At 68.4% G+C, this 15,248-nt stretch carries 16 protein-coding genes and 3 pseudogenes; 8 read left to right on the top strand and 11 right to left on the bottom strand.

What is annotated here, in order from left to right:
- Both ABIA38_RS31215 and ABIA38_RS31210 read left to right on the top strand, forming a co-directional pair.
- A complete protein-coding gene (locus ABIA38_RS31215; RefSeq protein WP_424642230.1) occupies positions 1–918 on the top strand; it encodes an RDD family protein in 918 nt (305 codons plus the stop codon).
- 159 nt (positions 919–1,077) lie between these two features.
- The gene (locus ABIA38_RS31210; protein ID WP_424642229.1) at positions 1,078–1,842 is read left to right on the top strand and encodes an RDD family protein; all 765 of its coding nucleotides are present in this window, start codon (positions 1,078–1,080) and stop codon (positions 1,840–1,842) included.
- Positions 1,843–1,882: 40 nt separating this feature from the next.
- On the opposite strand, the gene ABIA38_RS31205 is transcribed toward ABIA38_RS31210, so the two are convergent.
- Entirely contained in the window at positions 1,883–2,098 is a 216-nt protein-coding gene (locus ABIA38_RS31205) for a hypothetical protein (protein WP_424642228.1), read from the bottom strand.
- Positions 2,099–2,525: 427 nt separating this feature from the next.
- Positions 2,526–3,128, bottom strand: coding sequence for a TetR/AcrR family transcriptional regulator (locus ABIA38_RS31200; protein ID WP_424642227.1), 603 nt, complete (start codon positions 3,126–3,128; stop codon positions 2,526–2,528).
- Positions 3,129–3,332: 204 nt separating this feature from the next.
- Here ABIA38_RS31200 and ABIA38_RS31195 point away from each other — a divergent pair, with 204 nt between their 5' ends.
- Both ABIA38_RS31195 and ABIA38_RS31190 read left to right on the top strand, forming a co-directional pair.
- On the top strand, positions 3,333–4,898 hold the full coding sequence (locus ABIA38_RS31195; RefSeq protein WP_424642226.1) for a DHA2 family efflux MFS transporter permease subunit: 1,566 nt from the start codon (positions 3,333–3,335) through the stop codon (positions 4,896–4,898).
- A 194-nt stretch (positions 4,899–5,092) separates the two neighbouring features.
- Positions 5,093–5,661, top strand: a pseudogene (locus tag ABIA38_RS31190) (HD domain-containing protein).
- Here ABIA38_RS31190 and ABIA38_RS31185 read toward each other — a convergent pair.
- A pseudogene (locus ABIA38_RS31185) lies at positions 5,643–5,813 on the bottom strand (NUDIX hydrolase); the annotation flags it as partial. The pseudogenes ABIA38_RS31190 and ABIA38_RS31185 overlap by 19 nt on opposite strands.
- A 430-nt stretch (positions 5,814–6,243) precedes the next feature.
- On the opposite strand from ABIA38_RS31185, the gene ABIA38_RS31180 reads away from it, so the two are divergent.
- Entirely contained in the window at positions 6,244–6,879 is a 636-nt protein-coding gene (locus tag ABIA38_RS31180; protein ID WP_424642225.1) for a DUF6461 domain-containing protein, read from the top strand.
- A gap of 506 nt (positions 6,880–7,385) precedes the next feature.
- Entirely contained in the window at positions 7,386–8,294 is a 909-nt protein-coding gene (locus ABIA38_RS31175) for a polysaccharide deacetylase family protein (RefSeq protein WP_424642224.1), read from the top strand.
- Here the strand turns inward: ABIA38_RS31175 and ABIA38_RS31170 are convergent, their stop codons facing one another.
- Positions 8,295–8,651 (bottom strand): winged helix-turn-helix transcriptional regulator, encoded by a 357-nt coding sequence (locus ABIA38_RS31170; protein WP_424642223.1) that lies wholly within the window; start codon positions 8,649–8,651, stop codon positions 8,295–8,297. It lies immediately after the preceding gene.
- A 391-nt stretch (positions 8,652–9,042) separates the two neighbouring features.
- Here ABIA38_RS31170 and ABIA38_RS31165 point away from each other — a divergent pair, with 391 nt between their 5' ends.
- Positions 9,043–9,336 carry a DUF1330 domain-containing protein gene (locus ABIA38_RS31165; RefSeq protein WP_424642222.1) on the top strand — a complete coding sequence of 98 codons (294 nt, stop codon included), beginning with the start codon at positions 9,043–9,045 and terminating at the stop codon, positions 9,334–9,336.
- Between the two features lie 324 nt (positions 9,337–9,660).
- Here ABIA38_RS31165 and ABIA38_RS31160 read toward each other — a convergent pair whose 3' ends face one another.
- From ABIA38_RS31160 to ABIA38_RS31145, 4 genes are all read right to left on the bottom strand, one after another.
- Positions 9,661–10,221: a GNAT family N-acetyltransferase gene (locus tag ABIA38_RS31160; RefSeq protein ID WP_424642221.1), complete on the bottom strand. Its 561-nt coding sequence runs from the start codon at positions 10,219–10,221 to the stop codon at positions 9,661–9,663.
- A 137-nt stretch (positions 10,222–10,358) separates the two neighbouring features.
- Positions 10,359–10,544, bottom strand: a complete 186-nt coding sequence (locus tag ABIA38_RS31155; protein WP_424642220.1) for a DUF397 domain-containing protein — start codon at positions 10,542–10,544, stop codon at positions 10,359–10,361.
- A 37-nt stretch (positions 10,545–10,581) separates the two neighbouring features.
- Positions 10,582–10,773 carry a DUF397 domain-containing protein gene (locus tag ABIA38_RS31150; protein ID WP_424642219.1) on the bottom strand — a complete coding sequence of 64 codons (192 nt, stop codon included), beginning with the start codon at positions 10,771–10,773 and terminating at the stop codon, positions 10,582–10,584.
- A 74-nt stretch (positions 10,774–10,847) separates the two neighbouring features.
- Complete coding sequence (locus ABIA38_RS31145) at positions 10,848–11,033, bottom strand: DUF397 domain-containing protein (protein ID WP_424642290.1); 186 nt, start codon at positions 11,031–11,033, stop codon at positions 10,848–10,850.
- 436 nt (positions 11,034–11,469) lie between these two features.
- Between ABIA38_RS31145 and ABIA38_RS31140 the strand changes: the two genes are divergently transcribed.
- Complete coding sequence (locus tag ABIA38_RS31140; RefSeq protein ID WP_424642218.1) at positions 11,470–12,576, top strand: RCC1 domain-containing protein; 1,107 nt, start codon at positions 11,470–11,472, stop codon at positions 12,574–12,576.
- Positions 12,577–13,050: 474 nt separating this feature from the next.
- On the opposite strand, the gene ABIA38_RS31135 is transcribed toward ABIA38_RS31140, so the two are convergent.
- From ABIA38_RS31135 to ABIA38_RS31125, 3 genes and pseudogenes are all read right to left on the bottom strand, one after another.
- Positions 13,051–13,416, bottom strand: coding sequence for a hypothetical protein (locus ABIA38_RS31135; protein WP_424642217.1), 366 nt, complete (start codon positions 13,414–13,416; stop codon positions 13,051–13,053).
- Between the two features lie 13 nt (positions 13,417–13,429).
- On the bottom strand, positions 13,430–14,302 hold the full coding sequence (locus ABIA38_RS31130; protein ID WP_424642292.1) for a transcriptional regulator: 873 nt from the start codon (positions 14,300–14,302) through the stop codon (positions 13,430–13,432).
- Between the two features lie 216 nt (positions 14,303–14,518).
- Positions 14,519–14,740, bottom strand: a pseudogene (locus ABIA38_RS31125) (helix-turn-helix transcriptional regulator); the annotation flags it as partial.
- Between the last annotated feature and the right edge of the window lie 508 nt (positions 14,741–15,248).

The raw sequence follows: 15,248 nt of genomic DNA, 5'->3' as shown, positions 1-15,248 counted from the left end.
ATGTCCTCTGCGCCCGCACCGGGTTGGTACCCGGACCCGGAGATCACCGGCCACATCCGCTATTGGGACGGTGGTGCCTGGGTGCCGGACAGCAGCCGGCCGGCCGAGGAGCCGGGCCGGCCGGCGGGCGAACAGCCCGATCAGCCCGCCCAGTCCGGGCCGCCGGCCGGCCCCGAGGCGATCGAGCAGGGCGGCCGGGTGATCCAGGGCGAGGTGTTGGCCGCGCGCACCGGCGGGCTGTACGACATGTCCTCGACGGGGATGTACGCGCCGCCGACCACGACGCCGGGGCCCGGGGCCGGCCCCGCCGAGCCGAGTGCGGCCCGCTCCGGGCCGACCGCGCCCACCGGCGCGCCACCGCGCGATGCGACGCCGCCGGGCGACGCGGCGGGGCCGTGGCGGCCGGTCCAGGCCGACCTGTTCGGCAGCAACGAGCGGCGGCCCGCGCACCTGGGCCGGCGGCTGCTCGCCCGGGTCGCGGACGCGCTGATCCCGCTGGCGGCCGGTATCGCGGTCGGCATCCCGCTCCTCCCGAAGGCGGTCGACCACATCCGGGACAAGGTGGACCGGGCCCGCTACGAGGGTCGCGACACCACCGTCTGGCTGATCGACGGCACCACCGGCACGGCGCTCGCGGCGGTGCTCGGCACCGTGCTCGCGGCGGCGCTGCTCTACGAGGCGCTGCCCACCTGGAAGTGGGGCCGCTCGCTCGGGAAGACCCTGTTCGGCCTGCGGGTCGCGGACCTGGACAGCCACGACACGCCCACGCTGTGGCAATCGGTGCGGCGGTGGCTGGTGTTGTACGTCCCGGGCGTGTTCGTGGTGGGCCTGTTCGGCGCGTTGTGGGGGCTGTTCGACCGCCCGTGGCGACAGGGCCTGCACGACAAGGCGGCCCGCACGTTCGTCGCCCGGGACTGATTCGTCGCCCGGGGCTGATTCGCCGGCCGGGACCGAGCGGCGCCCGACGAGGGGTGGATCCGAGTCCGGGCGCGCCGCGTCACCCGTCCAGACGCGACACGCCCGGCTTGATCGAACACGTCACGCTCGCGCCGGCTTTGGTCGGCTTTACTCGGATTTATGACAGGAAGCCCGCCTCCCCCACCCCCCGGCCCATCCGGCGACGACCCCTCGGGGCGGAACCCGTACGGGCAACAACCGCCCCCGGGCCAACCGCCGCCGTCGTACGGGCAACAGCCGCCTCCGTATGGGCAACAGCCGCCCGCGTACGGGCAACAGCCCCCATCCGGACAGCAGCAACCCCCGTACGGGCCGGACCCGTCCGGGCAGCCGTCCTACGGCCAGGACCCGACCGGGCAGTATCCGTACGGCCAGGGCGGCCAGGGCGGCCCGTACGGCCAGGAGCCCGGCTACGGGGGCGGTGGCGCCGGCGGCGGATACGGCGGCGGGCCCACGCTCGGCGGGCCGCTGCGTCGGTTGGTCGCGCGGATCATCGACAGCCTGATCGTCGGCGTGGTCGCGGGATTGTTGTCGTGGCCGCTCACCGGCAACGACTACAACGACGTGTCCTTCGGCGCGCAGTTCACCTCGGGGCTGATCTTCTCGCTGCTCTACTTCGTCTACGACGGCTTCCAGAACGACCGGTATGGCCGCACCCTGGGCAAGCGGGCGATGGGCATCAAGGTCGTGCGCGTCGCCGACGGCGGGCCCGTGGCCGGTTCGATCGCCTGGACCCGCGCCGGGGTGTACACCCTGCCCGTCATCGTGCCCTGCCTGGGCACATTGTTCTGGCTGGTCAACGTGCTGTGGCAGTTCTGGGATCAGCCCTGGCACCAGTGCCTGCACGACAAGGCGGCCCGTACCACGGTGATCCGGGGCTCGTGAGCGGCGGTCGGCCGAGGAGCCCGACGCCGACCCGCCACGATCAGCCGCGAGGCGTGATCCGAGGTGTGATCCGAGGCGAGTGATGCCGCGCGCGGATGCCCAACACTGCCGTCGTCGTGCCGAGCGCGACCCCGATGCCCATGGCGACGGCAGCCCCCGCCACGGTGCGCGGCTCCCAGGCCGCCAGTAGTGAGACCGTCAAAACGATCGTGACGAACACGCCGTAGCCCAGTCGGAAGAAGTCTCCTCTCGCCACGACGCACCACCTCCCCTGCACCCCTTTGTGCATGCCCCCCATCTCAAGCTACTGCGCGGGCCGCGCGATGTAACCAGTCGATTGCGATCGGAATTTATCGATCGGAATTTATCGATCGATACTTGTCGCCGGCGCCTTCGGCCGCCCTCCCGCGATCGGTCGGAGCAGACCCGAAGGTCCCCGTGATGCGCAGGCGCGCCACCCGCATCGTCGCCGCCGCATCGTCGCAGCCGAGCCGTGCGCGACGCGGCGGCCCGGGCGCGCCGGCGGAGCACCCGGGGGCGACCACGCGTAGCGTGCCGGCGGGCGCGGGCGCGGGCGCCGCGGGGCGTGGCGGGGGCCGGTGAGACCCGACCCCCGGCCCAGGCGCGGGTGTTCGTGATCCTGGTCGAGTTCGGCGACCGCGCCGACGGGACGCGCGCCGAGGTCAGACGCCCGGGCCGACGGCGTTCCAGCCGTGCTCCAGGAGGTCGAAGGCGCTCTCGACGGCCGTTCGGGGATCGCCGCTCGCGCGGGCGAGGGCGGCGGTCTCAAGGACGAAGTGGGCCAGGGCCGCACAGGCGGGATCCCCCTGTGGGGCACCGCTCGCCTCGGTGATGGCCTGGGCGAGCGCGCCCTCGTGCCGCATCCACATACGGTGCGCGTACTCGCTCAACGCCGGGGTGGAACGGATGAGTTCGAGGAACTGTGCCATCTCCGCGTCCTGGGAGATGCTCGCCCCGGCCAGCACGTACTCCCGGAGGGCAGCCAGGATCGGCTGTTCCTTGGGGCGGTTGTGCACGGTGTCGAGCAGGCCGGTCTCCCGGTCGGCGTCCAAGTCGAAGACGAGCGCCTCCTTGCTCGGGAAGTGCTTGAAGAGCGTGGCGGTCGAGACGTCGGCGGCCTCGGCGATCTCGCGGATTCCCACGTCGTCGTAGCCGCGCTCGAGAAACAGCCGCAGCGCCGCATCGGCGATGGCCTGGCGGGTCGCCGCCTTTTTGCGCTCACGGCGTCCCGGTGTCTGCGGTTCCCGGATCTGTGTCGCTCCCATGCCCGCACTCTAGCCCGGAATGCAAGTCGAATCAAAAAGTAGAGTCGTTGCACTCTTAGGGTTGTTGTGGTTTTGTGGAGTGGTCGCCGCGGTGTTCCTGCCGGCCGCCGGCCTTCCTTTCCAACTTCTCGTTCACCCCACATCCGCACATCCGCATATCCGCACATGCCCACGTCCCCACATCCCCCGAGGGAGTGATTCGCCATGTCCACACCTCCGGCATCCCCCACCGCCGCCCTCGCCGCGGCCCCGGAACGCCCGCCCGGGAACGTCCGCCGGGTGCTGCTCGGCGTCATGCTCGCGATGTTGCTGTCGATGCTCGACAACATGGTCGTGGGCACCGCGATGCCCACGATCGTCGACGATCTCGGCGGTGTGGCGCACATCTCCTGGGTGGTGACCGCCTACACCCTGGTCACTGCCGTCACCACCCCGATCTGGGGCAAGTTCGGCGACCTGTTCGGCCGCAAACCCATGTACCTGGCCTCGATCGCCGTGTTCCTCGCCGGCTCCGCGCTCTGCGGCGCCGCCCGATCCATGTCCGAACTGATCGCCTTCCGCGCGGTGCAGGGCATCGGCGCAGGTGGCATCGGCGCGGGCGCCTTTGCCCTCATCGCCGCTCTCGTACCGCCGCGTGAACGCGGCAGGTACCAGGGCATGACCGCCTCCGTCATGGCGATCGGCACCATCGGCGGCCCGCTGCTCGGCGGTTTCATCACCGGGCACTGGGGCTGGCGCTGGGCGTTCTACGTCAACCTGCCGCTCGGCCTGCTCGCCCTGGTGTGGCTGTGGCGGACGTTGCACCTGCCCACCCGACGGATCAAGGCGAGGATCGACTGGCCGGGCATCGCCCTGCTGACCGTCACGATCAGCGCGATCGTGACGGCCGCGACCTGGGCGGGCACCACCTACGCGTGGGACTCCTGGCAGATCCTGACCCTGGGCGCCGTCGCCGTACTCGGGCCGGTCCTGTTCGTCCGCGCGGAGCGGCGGGCCGTGGAACCGGTGCTGCCGCTGACGATCTTCACCGGCCACCGCAATTTCCCGCTCGCCGCCATCCTGCTCCTGGCCGCCGGAGTGACCATGTTCGGCGCCGGCCTCTACCTGCCGCTGTTCCAGCAGACCGTCCAGGGCGCCTCGGCCACCAACTCCGGCCTTCTGCTGCTGCCCCTGATGATCCCCGTCGTGATCGTCTCCACCATCGCGGGCAAGGTCATGTCCGCCACCGGCAGGTACAAGATCTTCCCGGTCCTGGGCGCCGGCTTCCTCGCCCTGGGCCTCGGGCTCCTCGCGACCATGGGGACCGGCACCTCCCGAATCCTGACCTGCGCGTACATGGCTCTTGTCGGTATCGGGCTCGGCCTCACCCAGCAAATGGCCGGCACCATCGCCCAAAACAGCGTCCCCATGCGCGACATGGGCGCCGCGATGGGCTCGGTCACCCTCTTCCGCACGCTGGGCGGATCCCTCGGCGTCGCAGTCTTCGGCTCCCTGTTCACCCGCGCCGTCCAATCCCACCTACCCGGCACCGGCGCCGGCCCCGAGCACGACGCGCACGCAGCGACCCAGCTGCCCGCAGGGGCCACGGATGCGTACCTGCACGCAGTCGCCGACGGCACCCACCAGATCTTCCTCACCGCAACAATCCTGTGCGCGATCGCATTCATCGCAGCACTACGCATCATCGAAACCCCACTCCGCAAGGCAGGCCCACCGCCCGACACCGAAAAGACCGCCGAAACGACCCCGACACCGGCAGCAGCCACCTGATCCCCTGCCGCGCCAAGCCGCCGGCACCACATCGCCCGGGCACAATTCCGGCACCGGGGGCGGGCTGCGTCCACTGCCGGGCCGACCCACCCCACCTGGGACAACTGGACCAAGAAGTAGCGGCCCTGCGTGAGCCCGACACGGGCACCCGACGCGTGGCGATTCGGACACCGCCTTCGGGCATACATGCTTACATGCGCGCACAACTGGTGGAATGGGCATGGGAGGTGGCGGAGGCGGAGCTGGGGGAGGCACTTCCTCGGCGGTGGGCGCATTCGCAGGGTGTCACGGCCCGCGCAGGCGACTTCGCGGAGGTACTGGGTGACCGTGCCGAGTTGCTCTCCGCTGCGGCGATCCTGCATGACGTGGGGTACGCACCGAGGCCGGCGATCATCGGATTCCATCCGCTCGACGGCGCGCGCCATCTCCGTGACCGGCACTCGGCGGACGATCAGTTGGGGCGGCTTGTGGCGAACCATTCGTTCGCCCTTCTGGAGGCCGAAGAGCGCGGTCTACGTGCGGTGTTGGAGTCAGAGTTCCGCTGCCGGCGGATCCACGCCTCGTGGATGCACTCGTGCACTGTGACATGACGACGACTCCGGATGGCAACCGGACACGCGCTTCCGAACGCGTTGCGGAGATCGCAAGCCGCTACGGTCCGGACAGCGTGGTGGGGCGGTTCATCCGCCGGGCGTCGCCCGAGATCTTCGCGGCGGACACGCGGGCGCAGGCCCTGCTTGTGGCTCAGCCGAGGTGGGGATAGGTACCCGCGAGGTAGTCGCCGATCTGCCGGCGCATGCTGGGGTGGATGTCATAGCGGTCCAGGGTCGCCGGTTCGATCCAACGGACGTCGTCGGCCTCGTCGTTGACGGTGGGGGCACCGCCGACAGGTCGGCCGATGTAGGTGTTCTCGTAGGTTCTGGCCTGTGCCCGAGGCGCCCGGCAAGCCCCTGCTGAGGCGTGATCAACCTTCGATGACACGAATTTGCGTCCTTCAAAGTTCGATGGCACGCGCTCAAAGTTCGATGACACAGGACAGTTGTGCCGGCAGTCGGTGATCGGCAAGCTCGTTGTCCCGTCTCTGTTGATCCGGTCCCAATCTCAGATGAACGGGTCCGATTCGCTTCTCGTCTCGGATGATCTGGTCCGCCACATTGTTCGAGGCGAGGCTTCACCCCTTGGCGGCCATGGCTCCGGACATCGATCCTGCCGATGTTGCCCTGGCGTCCCAGCCCTTCCGGCTCGCCTGGTGTCGGTGTACGGGTCCTTCCTCCCAGTTGCGTCGATCGTCGTGTATCCATCTCCCGCGTGGGCCCTGTCGGAGCCGGCTGGCACCCTGCCGCGCATGACCGTCATTCACGAACCGCCCGGCCACGACGTCTATGCCTGGTTGGGGACTGCCGCCGACCGGATCCACGACGGGACTCTCGTCTTCGTCAAGGGGCTCGCGGCCGACGAGGTGCTGCGGCGGCTCGGCGCGGACCCCGCGTCGGCGCGCCTGATGAGCCGTGACGAGCGCTACGGCCGCCCCGACCTGCTGAGTGTGCACGCCCTCGGCGGGGACTGGCTGCTGGCCTTCGAACCCAACGGGTTCGACGCGTTCGTGGAGCTCCTGCTGCACGACCTGTCCGCCGGGGCGGAGGTGGTCGTGTTCAACCGGAACATCCTGGGCCACTGCCGCTTCCGGCACATCGTCGACGGCGACACCTGGACGTACTTCAGCGAGTTCGAACCCGACCAGCGATACGGCCTGCACCCCGACCGGCTCAACGACGCCATGCGGCGCATCGGGCTCGACCCCGACTACGACGACGCGGATGACTACGACGAGATCGGTGCGCCCATCGGCGACGAAGACCCGGCGCACGTGGAGCACTGGTCCGCGATGACCATGGCCCTGGTCGAGGCGGTGACCGGCGTACGCCTGAACCCGGACGTCCTCGACGCGCCCGCGCCAACCGTCGTCCGACGTTTCCCCTGACACCGGCCGGCGACGCACCATCGGTCGACGACACACCCGGCGCCCGGTTCATCCGCGACCTCAAGGCATCGGCGGTAGCAGGAGGCCGGTACCTCGCCTCCGGCGTGGTCGCCGCCCTCCCGGACCGGACCAACGGAGGAGGCCGCGCGGATCGCTGTCGCCACCCTCAGGTCCTCGTCGGGCAGATCAGGCTCGTAGCCTTTGACCAGCAGGCGCATGACTTGCTGGTTGCTGCGCTCGCTTTCCCGGACCGGTTGCCGGCCATCGGGGACAGACCAGATCAACTGAGACAACACCTTGCATCCCAGCTTCCGGAACCAGATCCCTTGAGATTTTCGGCATCCCGACGTCTCAATTGATCTGGTCGCCGCAGGTCACAGCACCACTCGCAGACCAGATCAATTGAGACGGGACACTCGTGGATGTTCACGAAAAATCGCGGCGCTTCCGCGTCCAAGCAGTCATATTGCCGTGCGTAACGTCCGACCGGGTCTCAGACTGCGGGCATGGATGAAACCACCGAGCGTGCGGCCGGCACGCCTGCAGAGCAGTCGAGTGAGTTACTGGGACATCCGCCCGATGCTCGGCTGCTGATCATCAACTGCGATGACTTCGGGATGTATCCAGCGATCAACGCCGCAGTGATCGAGTCGGTCGAAGAGGGAATCGCCAGTTCATGCAGTCTGATGGTCCCGTGTCCCGCAGCGCCAAAGGCCATGGAATTGCTCGGCCGACGGCCGCAGATCCCGTTTGGCGTCCACCTCACCCTGGTGTGCGAGATGCCCGACATCCCGTGGGGGCCGCTGACTGCCAAGGAACGAGTTCCCTCGCTGCTGGATCCTGCCGGCAAGTTGTTCGCGCCGACACCCGCCGGACGAGCGGCCCTGCTCGGCCAGGCTCGACTCGATGAAGTCGAACTCGAGTTCCGGGCCCAGATCAATACTGTTGCCGACGCCGGGCTCGCCCCGACCCACCTGGACTTCCATTGCCTGGCCGATGGCGGCAGCGACGACATCCTCGACCTGGCCGTAGCGCTGGCTGCGGAGTACGGCCTTGCGGTCCGGGTCTGGCTCGAACCCGGGCGCCGGACGATGCGACAACGCGGACTGCCGGTCACCGACAACGACTTCCTGGACAGCTTCTCCCTCGACGTCGAAGGGAAGGCGGCCCGATACGCTCAGCTGCTGCGCGACCTGCCTACCGGGCTCAACGAATGGGCGGTGCATCCCGGTCTGGGCGACGAGGAGTCGCAAGCCGTCGACGACGGCTGGCTCGTGCGCCGGACGGACTACGAGTTCCTGACATCGCCGCAGGCTCGCGACCTCCTCCAGCAGGAGGACATACGCGTGATCGACTACCGAACAGTCCGGCAAGTCTGGTCCCAGAACCCGAACTCCGGACCAGCCACGCGGTGATCATTCCGGCCCTTCTGCCGTCGCGGGTCCCATTTCCTCGGCCCAACGTCGACTCCAGGCGCCCAGCGGGCTCAGCGCCTCGACAAGATCTTGGCCGAGTTGGGTGAGGTGGTAGCCGTCGCCGTCCAGGGCGAGCAGGCGGGCGCCGGACAGTTCCTCGATCCGGGTACTGAGCACGCTGGAGGACATGCGCTCGCATCGGCGCTGCAATTCACGGAAGCCGGCCGGAGCTTGACTCAGTTCCCACAGGATCCGCATCGTCCAACGCCGTCCGAGCAGGTCGAGTGCGGCCATCACCGGACGACCCGATTCGGACCCCCGCACCGGCACACCCGGACGTGGCGCTCTGGCTTCCATACTCACTCCTTGCGCTTCGATTCTCGAAGCATTATAGTGATTCGAAAATCGAAGCAGGAGGTGTCGCGACGCCACGCATCGAACCACTCACCCCGCCCTACACCGCCGACGTCGACCGGGCGCTCCGCCGATGGATGCCGCCGGGTGTGCCGCACGAGCCACTCGCGCTGTTCCGCGTATTGCACCGTAACCCGGAGCCCGCCTGATCCTCGCTGCGGGCACCGGCCCCGGCCACCTCTCCCCCGACGACAGCGCCTACTCCACCGCGGCACTGGTCGGCATCGGCGCCATGGCGATCACGACGCGGACAAGCCCCGCCCTCGCCCGCCGCCGAGGCTCGTCCGAGACCAACCCGTAAGTCAGATGCACTCGTCCCAACACTGGAGGTTCCATGCCCAAGGGCTACTGGGTCAGCGCCTACCGCACCATTTCAGACCCTGAGAAGCTGGCTGCCTACACCAAGCTGGCCGGTCCGGCCGTCGCGGCCGGGGGCGGTCGGATCCTCACCCGTGGCAGTCGGGTCGTGGCGCATGACGCGGGAATCGCCGAGCGCACCCTCCTGATCGAGTTCGACAGCTTCGAGCAGGCCGTCGCGGCGCACGAGAGTGCGGCCTACCAGGAGGCGCTGGTTGCCCTCTCCGACGGCGTCGAGCGCGACTTCCGCATCGTCGAAGGCATCGACTGACCGAGGTCCGGTCGGATCTTCACTGAAGATCCACCATCTTGGTTTTCGCTGGTGCCGCTGCCGGTGTGGCGGGGTTCGTGGTGCTCGTGCCGGTCGTGAGCGGCTGTCTTCGGTCTTGATCGTCTGTCAGCGGTCGAGTTCGAGGTTCGTCAGGACGAGCAGGGCGCGGAGCAGGTGGCGTTGGGGGCCGTGCTGCTTGCGGTGGCGATGAGCAGGAAAGCGGCTCGGCGGTTGGGTCGCAGCTGACGAGTGCGGCCCCGGATCAGCCGATCAGCTCGCTCACAATCGGAGCCGGTGCAAGGCACCCTGCCGTCGGAACCGGTTCTAACGCGGCGCGGCCGGGTCCAGGAGCAGGACGTCGTGCAGGATCGCGCCGCGCCACGGATGCGCGGCACCCACGCGCCGGTAGCCCAGGCTGCGGTACAGCGCCTGGGCCGGGCCGGCGTCCGGTCGGGCGTTGAGCAGCACCCGTTCGTGGGTGCCCCCACGCAAGACCGCCGCGTGCAGGGCCCGCCCGACGCCGGCCCGGCGGTGGGCGGCGAGGACGGCGAGTTCGATCAGGCCGAATGTGCGGTCACCGGTCTCGCGGCGCAACTCCTCGGGCACGGGCACGGGTTCGGTCAGGGTGTCCCACCAGCCGGTGGCCGGGGAGAGGTTGTATCCGTACGCCATACCCACCACGGCGCCCACCTCGTCACGGGCCAACGCCAGGCGGAAGGTGGTCTTCCTCGTCTGAGTGCGAAAGCGGGTGGCGTTCGCGGTGACCTCGGCGGGCGTCTTGGCGTACGGCGCCTCCGCGAACACCGCAGCGTAGACCGCCCCGGCCTCCGCCTCGAACTCCGCCGCCGCCAGCCCCCGATGGACCTCGAACCTCACTACGCCCACAGCCCGCTCACCCCACGTCGCGTTCTTGGTGGCCCGGTAGATGGATGGGGCGCGGCGCAATGCATCGCGCCCCATCCAGTTTGGTGGTCGGGTAGCGGGGGCGGTCGCGGGTGCTCGGCGACAGGCTCGGCTGATGCTTAGCCCTTGAGCGTCTCGAGCAGGGTCGACCACGAAGTGGGTGTGATCTCGATGTGTCCTCGGCGGCGGGCTTCCGTGTCGCGGACGCCGGTGGTGTCGTCGAGGGGGGCGACCTCGACACATGCCTGATTCCCGTTACTCACACGCGACTTGCGCCAGGCGCGGTTGTTGATGTTGCTGTTCACGGCTGCCCAATCTGTCGGCGATACAGCAGATGGCGGTCTACTCGATGTGATCAACAAGGTATGCCGCGAACCGGGACCAGGCAGTGGCGTCGTACTCGATGATCCGACGGCTGGTGTCCTTGGAGTCGCGGACTCCGATAGCGGCGCGTATCTGTGCCACCTCTACGCATTCGTTTCCGCCGCCGCCGCTGTAAGTGGATTTCCGCCAGGTGGGCTGCTTGTTGATCACTCGTGTCCCTTGCTTGCCGTTGCCCAATGAATTCGATCAAATCAACTCTCTGCAAGGCATGTTCGCCCAGCGGATCAAATCTTCAGAACCCGGACAAGACTGCTCCATGAGGCATCCGTGACCGTCAGGTACCCGCGACTGCGATGCTTGCTGTCACGAACGAGTGCCCGCCGGTCAAGGGCACAGCCCTCCACACAGTCACCATCGACGTTCGAGTACCGGCTCTTCCTCCACGCGCGAGCTTGCGGGTCCAGAGGCATGCTCATGTCAGTCCAGTTCTCTCAGAGTGGCGCTGATGAGTGCACGACTATCTTCGCGACGCTGCACCCCTTGGTGACAGCGGCCGGCCGGCCGGCCGGACTTCCCCGTGAACGGCCAGATTTGGCACCCCGCCGGTGGACATGACCACTCCCCACCGGCGGCCGGTTGCACGTTGCGTCACCCCCGGCCTGTGCTCCCAGCCCGCAGGACGGGCAGCATCGGAAGCGCGCCGATCGATTCTCGGAGAAGCCGCGCAGGGGCCGGGGAGGGGTTCTCACGGTCGGGTGAGGCCGTAGGGACTGCAACCGGCCCACGGGGAAGTCCCCCCATTCGAGTGAAGATCGGTTTGGCGCGCGGACCCTGCCTCGTCGTGGCGGGGAGGATGCGCGTGAGTGGGGCGCGTGGGCGGTTCACCGACTTGCCGAGGAGATGTTGATGGCAGAGAAGCGCGTGAAGTCCTGGGGCAACAACCGTGCCGGCCAGCTCGGTGACGGTACCTGGACCGACTTCCGCACCACCGCCACCACCGTGCTCGGGCTGACCAGCGCCGAGGTGGTGAAGATCGCCGCCGGTGGAGCCGGGCCCGCCAACGGCCACGGGCTGGCTCTGCTGACGGATCGCACCGTGCTGTCCTGGGGCGGCAACAGCTCCGGGCAGCTCGGCGACGGCAGCGTGTTCGGCCACAACGCGCCCGGCCAGGTCGTCAACCTCTCCACCGCCACCGACATCGCAGCCGGCGGCGGCCACAGCCTGGCCCTGCTGGCCGACCGCACGATGGTCTCCTGGGGCAGGAACAACCACGGCCAGCTCGGTAACGGCACCAACATGGACTCCTCCGTGCCGGTCCGGGTCGAGGGCCTCGACAAGGTGGTGGCGATCTCCGCCGGACTCGGCCACTGCATCGCGCTCCGCGAGGACGGCACCGTCTGGGCCTGGGGCTGCAACATCAAAGGCCAGCTCGGCGACGGTACTTCGGCCGGCCGCAACGTGCCCGCCCTTGTCGGCGGCCTGACCGGGGTGACCCGGATCGCCGCCGGCGGCGACCACAACCTCGCTCTCGTCGGAGAGCCCGGCGGCAGCGGAAACACGGTGAGGGCCTGGGGCCACAACGCAACCGGTCAGCTCGGTGACGGAACCACGGAGAACCGGTACGCGCCCGTCGAGACGGCGATCGGGTCCGGGCCCGTCTCGCTGATCGCGGCAGGCGCCAACCACAGCATCGCCGTGACCGGCACCGACGGTGCCCTCATCGCCTGGGGACACAACGCCTCGGGCCAGCTCGGCGACGGCACCACCGACTCCCGCAACAAGCCCGTCACGGTGCGGGGCCTGGCCGGCATTCGGCTGGCGACGTGTGGTCGCGAGCACACCGTTGTGCTGCTGAGCGACGGCAGCGTGCGCTCCTGGGGCGCCAACGGCTCCGGCCAGCTCGGGAACGGCACCACCACCGACAGCGCCACCCCGGTCACCACGCTCACCGCCCTGACGGGCATCGACAAGATCGCCGCCCCTGTGGGCGGCGACTTCAGCATGGCCAACTGAGCCACTCTCGGCGTGGTCTCGACAGCGTTCCCTGTCGAGACCGCGCGGGCTCCCACACATGGTGAAACGAGCAGCCCGACAGTTCCTCCGGCAGCCCCGCCGCACCTCCACCCACCCGATCCGCGGCACATCCCGCGAGAGCCCACTGTTCGAATCGGCCCACTCTCGCCAACACGCCACTGAACTACGAAGAGTAGCGATATGGCGGCCAGTTGGTTTCCCGAAAACTGCCGGTAAGGGCACGGGTTCGGTCAGCGTGTCCCACCACCCGGCGGCCGGGGACAGGTTGTATCCGTACGCCATACCCACCGCAGTGCCCGCCTCGCCACGGGCCGACGCCAGACGGAAGGTCGTCTTCCTTGTCTGCGGCCTACGCGACGGGCGTCATCCGCAGACGTGATACGCAGGGCATTCGGCAGAAAGCCCCGCCACAGCACTCACGAAGCAGGCGAGGAGAGCGTGACGGGGCTTCGGTTAGTTCGGGGAGCCTTCGATCGCCTCGAAGATGTCGGCGTCGGTTTCCTGTTGCCACTTCGGCAGGTCCGGCCAGTCGGCGACGTAACCGGGCTTCGGGTCTTCGAAGTGCCTGAACATCTGCGCCGTCCAGCAGGTGGCGACGAATCGCCCCTTCTGTTCGCGCGTCAGTCGGGCCGCGTGACCCTCGCTCAGGTCCAGGAACTGACGCACCTGTTCGTACACGGCGCCTGCGGCTGCGCGTTCCCACTCGGGAGTGTCGTCCCAGGGCGTCACGTATCCCGGCTTGGGTTCGCCGGGGAAGTGCTTGTGCACGCTTGAGATCCACGTCTCGCGGAACAGTCGTGCCCCGTCGTGCTCCGACATGTCTACCCTCTCCTCACGCCGTATTCAGTGCGATGATCTCGGCCCGCAGATCGGCGATCCGATCATCATGTGCCGGTTGTCCGAACTCGATCAGCAGCCCTTGGAGCCTACGGGCCACGTATCCGGACGAGGACTCACGAGCCAGCCGAAGAGCTTCCCAACCGTAGGCCACCACCTGGTCCGGATCCCGCCGCTTGGCCCCGATGGCCGCAAGATCGGTAAGCACAGCCGCGCGTCGCCGGAACGACTGCCCGGGTGCAAGCACTGCTTGATCAAGGGCATCGACCAAGACCCGTTCGGCCATGTCGAGCCGCCCCAGCTGAACATAGCGAGCGCCGCGTTCCTCTGCGAGTCGGGAACCGTCGAACCGAAGCCAACCGCCGTTGTGGCCAGGGCCGTCGAGTTCGGCCACCCGCTCCGCATCATCCAGCGCGCGTTCGCAGGCCGTCAGGTCACCGAGGCCGGCATACGCCTCTGCCTGCACGCAGGCCACCCAGTGGCGTGTCGAGAGTGTGGTGTCCCCACGGCGTGCAACCCGCTCTGCGCCCAGCAGCGTTCGAGCCGCCTGCCGATAGCGCTGTTCGTACAATTCGACATACGCGTGCCGCACCAGTGCACATGCCCACAGGTCGAACGATCCGGAATCCCTGCTCGCGGTTGCGGCAAGTGTGTAGCAAGCGGTGGCCTCCGAATAGCGATCTCCGTCGAAAGCCAACTCGCCCGCAAGTTGGAAGAGGTCACCCGCAGCGCCACACAGTCCCCGGAAGTCGGAGGCCGACCCGCCTTCGAGCGAACTTCTCAGCGTGGAGAGCTGATCACGCACGATCGGGAACACAGACCCTTTGGTCCGCGCACGCAGGTACACCTGCCACAGGTGTTCGTTCATCCGTAGGTGATCGGACGAGTGTCCTCGCCGAACCCCCTCCGCCAGTGCCTCTGCCTCCTCTACAGGAAGGGTAGCCAGAGCGCTTGCCACGGTAATCGCACGCAGGAAGTCGCGTCGAATCATGTCGTCAATGCTCTCCGAGTCGGAGGGTTCACCTGACGGCGCCCCTATAAACCTCTTGAGAGCGGACTGGACCGGGAGCACCAACGCGTCGAGTTCACTGAGATCGACTTGCAACAACTCAGCCACTTTGGGGCGAAGTTGGGGCTGGGGCGTGGTGTCTCCCCGTTCCCAGCGTCCCACCGTTGTGCGATCGACACCGAGGGCATGGGCGAGGGACTCCTGGCTGTAGCCGAGGAGTTTCCGCCGATCTGCGAGGCTCACCGAGGCCCCTTTCCCTGTTTCACCCTGAACTACCAGGTAGCCCAGCGTGTGCATCGGATCTGCATCAAGAGTGCCGCGACGATGCCGTGGAGAGGACCAGCTCCACGCGGTTCGCTGAGGCAATGAAGGTCATTCACCCCAATCAACCGGTGGCGTCGCCTGTTGGACACGAGTTCGTAGATACAGCTCCGTCGCCTGCAGCGAACGTTCCCCGCTGCCGACAGCCCGGTGCGATGCTCCGGTGGCGGGTGCCTCCCACGACCAGTGACGTCGTCGAGCCGGCGATATCCGAATCGATGAGCAGCACTGTTCGACATGCCGACAGCCCATGGGTGCGAGCTGGCCTCGCCCGCGCGGGAAGCAGGGTGGTGGTCGTAGCCACCGACGGGGGAACTCGCTGCGCGCTGCTGCCCTTCGTACTCGGTGACTGTGGCGACCACGGACGGCGCTCAGCGATCATCGCGGCGGTGTCGCGCGCGCCAGTGACAGCGACGGCTGCATGGGCGGTGCTCGCGTGGTGACGGCCGATTCCCCGGGTGGGTCGAGGTCCGCTGGAGTCGAG

The sequence above is a fragment of the Embleya sp. AB8 genome, assembly GCF_049739465.1.
Lineage (GTDB): Bacteria > Actinomycetota > Actinomycetes > Streptomycetales > Streptomycetaceae > Embleya.
Note: the sequence above shows the minus strand (reverse complement) of the source record. Positions and strands in the feature narration are given on the sequence as shown.

Coding starts and splice junctions, on each gene's coding strand:
- ABIA38_RS31180 (WP_424642225.1), top strand. CDS start 6,244: ATGACCGTCATTCACGAACCGCCCGGCCACGACGTCTATGCCTGGTTG.
- ABIA38_RS31165 (WP_424642222.1), top strand. CDS start 9,043: ATGCCCAAGGGCTACTGGGTCAGCGCCTACCGCACCATTTCAGACCCT.
- ABIA38_RS31175 (WP_424642224.1), top strand. CDS start 7,386: ATGGATGAAACCACCGAGCGTGCGGCCGGCACGCCTGCAGAGCAGTCG.
- ABIA38_RS31130 (WP_424642292.1), bottom strand. CDS start 14,302: ATGAACGAACACCTGTGGCAGGTGTACCTGCGTGCGCGGACCAAAGGG.
- ABIA38_RS31140 (WP_424642218.1), top strand. CDS start 11,470: ATGGCAGAGAAGCGCGTGAAGTCCTGGGGCAACAACCGTGCCGGCCAG.
- ABIA38_RS31145 (WP_424642290.1), bottom strand. CDS start 11,033: ATGCCTCTGGACCCGCAAGCTCGCGCGTGGAGGAAGAGCCGGTACTCG.
- ABIA38_RS31135 (WP_424642217.1), bottom strand. CDS start 13,416: ATGTCGGAGCACGACGGGGCACGACTGTTCCGCGAGACGTGGATCTCA.
- ABIA38_RS31195 (WP_424642226.1), top strand. CDS start 3,333: ATGTCCACACCTCCGGCATCCCCCACCGCCGCCCTCGCCGCGGCCCCG.
- ABIA38_RS31200 (WP_424642227.1), bottom strand. CDS start 3,128: ATGGGAGCGACACAGATCCGGGAACCGCAGACACCGGGACGCCGTGAG.
- ABIA38_RS31215 (WP_424642230.1), top strand. CDS start 1: ATGTCCTCTGCGCCCGCACCGGGTTGGTACCCGGACCCGGAGATCACC.
- ABIA38_RS31170 (WP_424642223.1), bottom strand. CDS start 8,651: ATGGAAGCCAGAGCGCCACGTCCGGGTGTGCCGGTGCGGGGGTCCGAA.
- ABIA38_RS31210 (WP_424642229.1), top strand. CDS start 1,078: ATGACAGGAAGCCCGCCTCCCCCACCCCCCGGCCCATCCGGCGACGAC.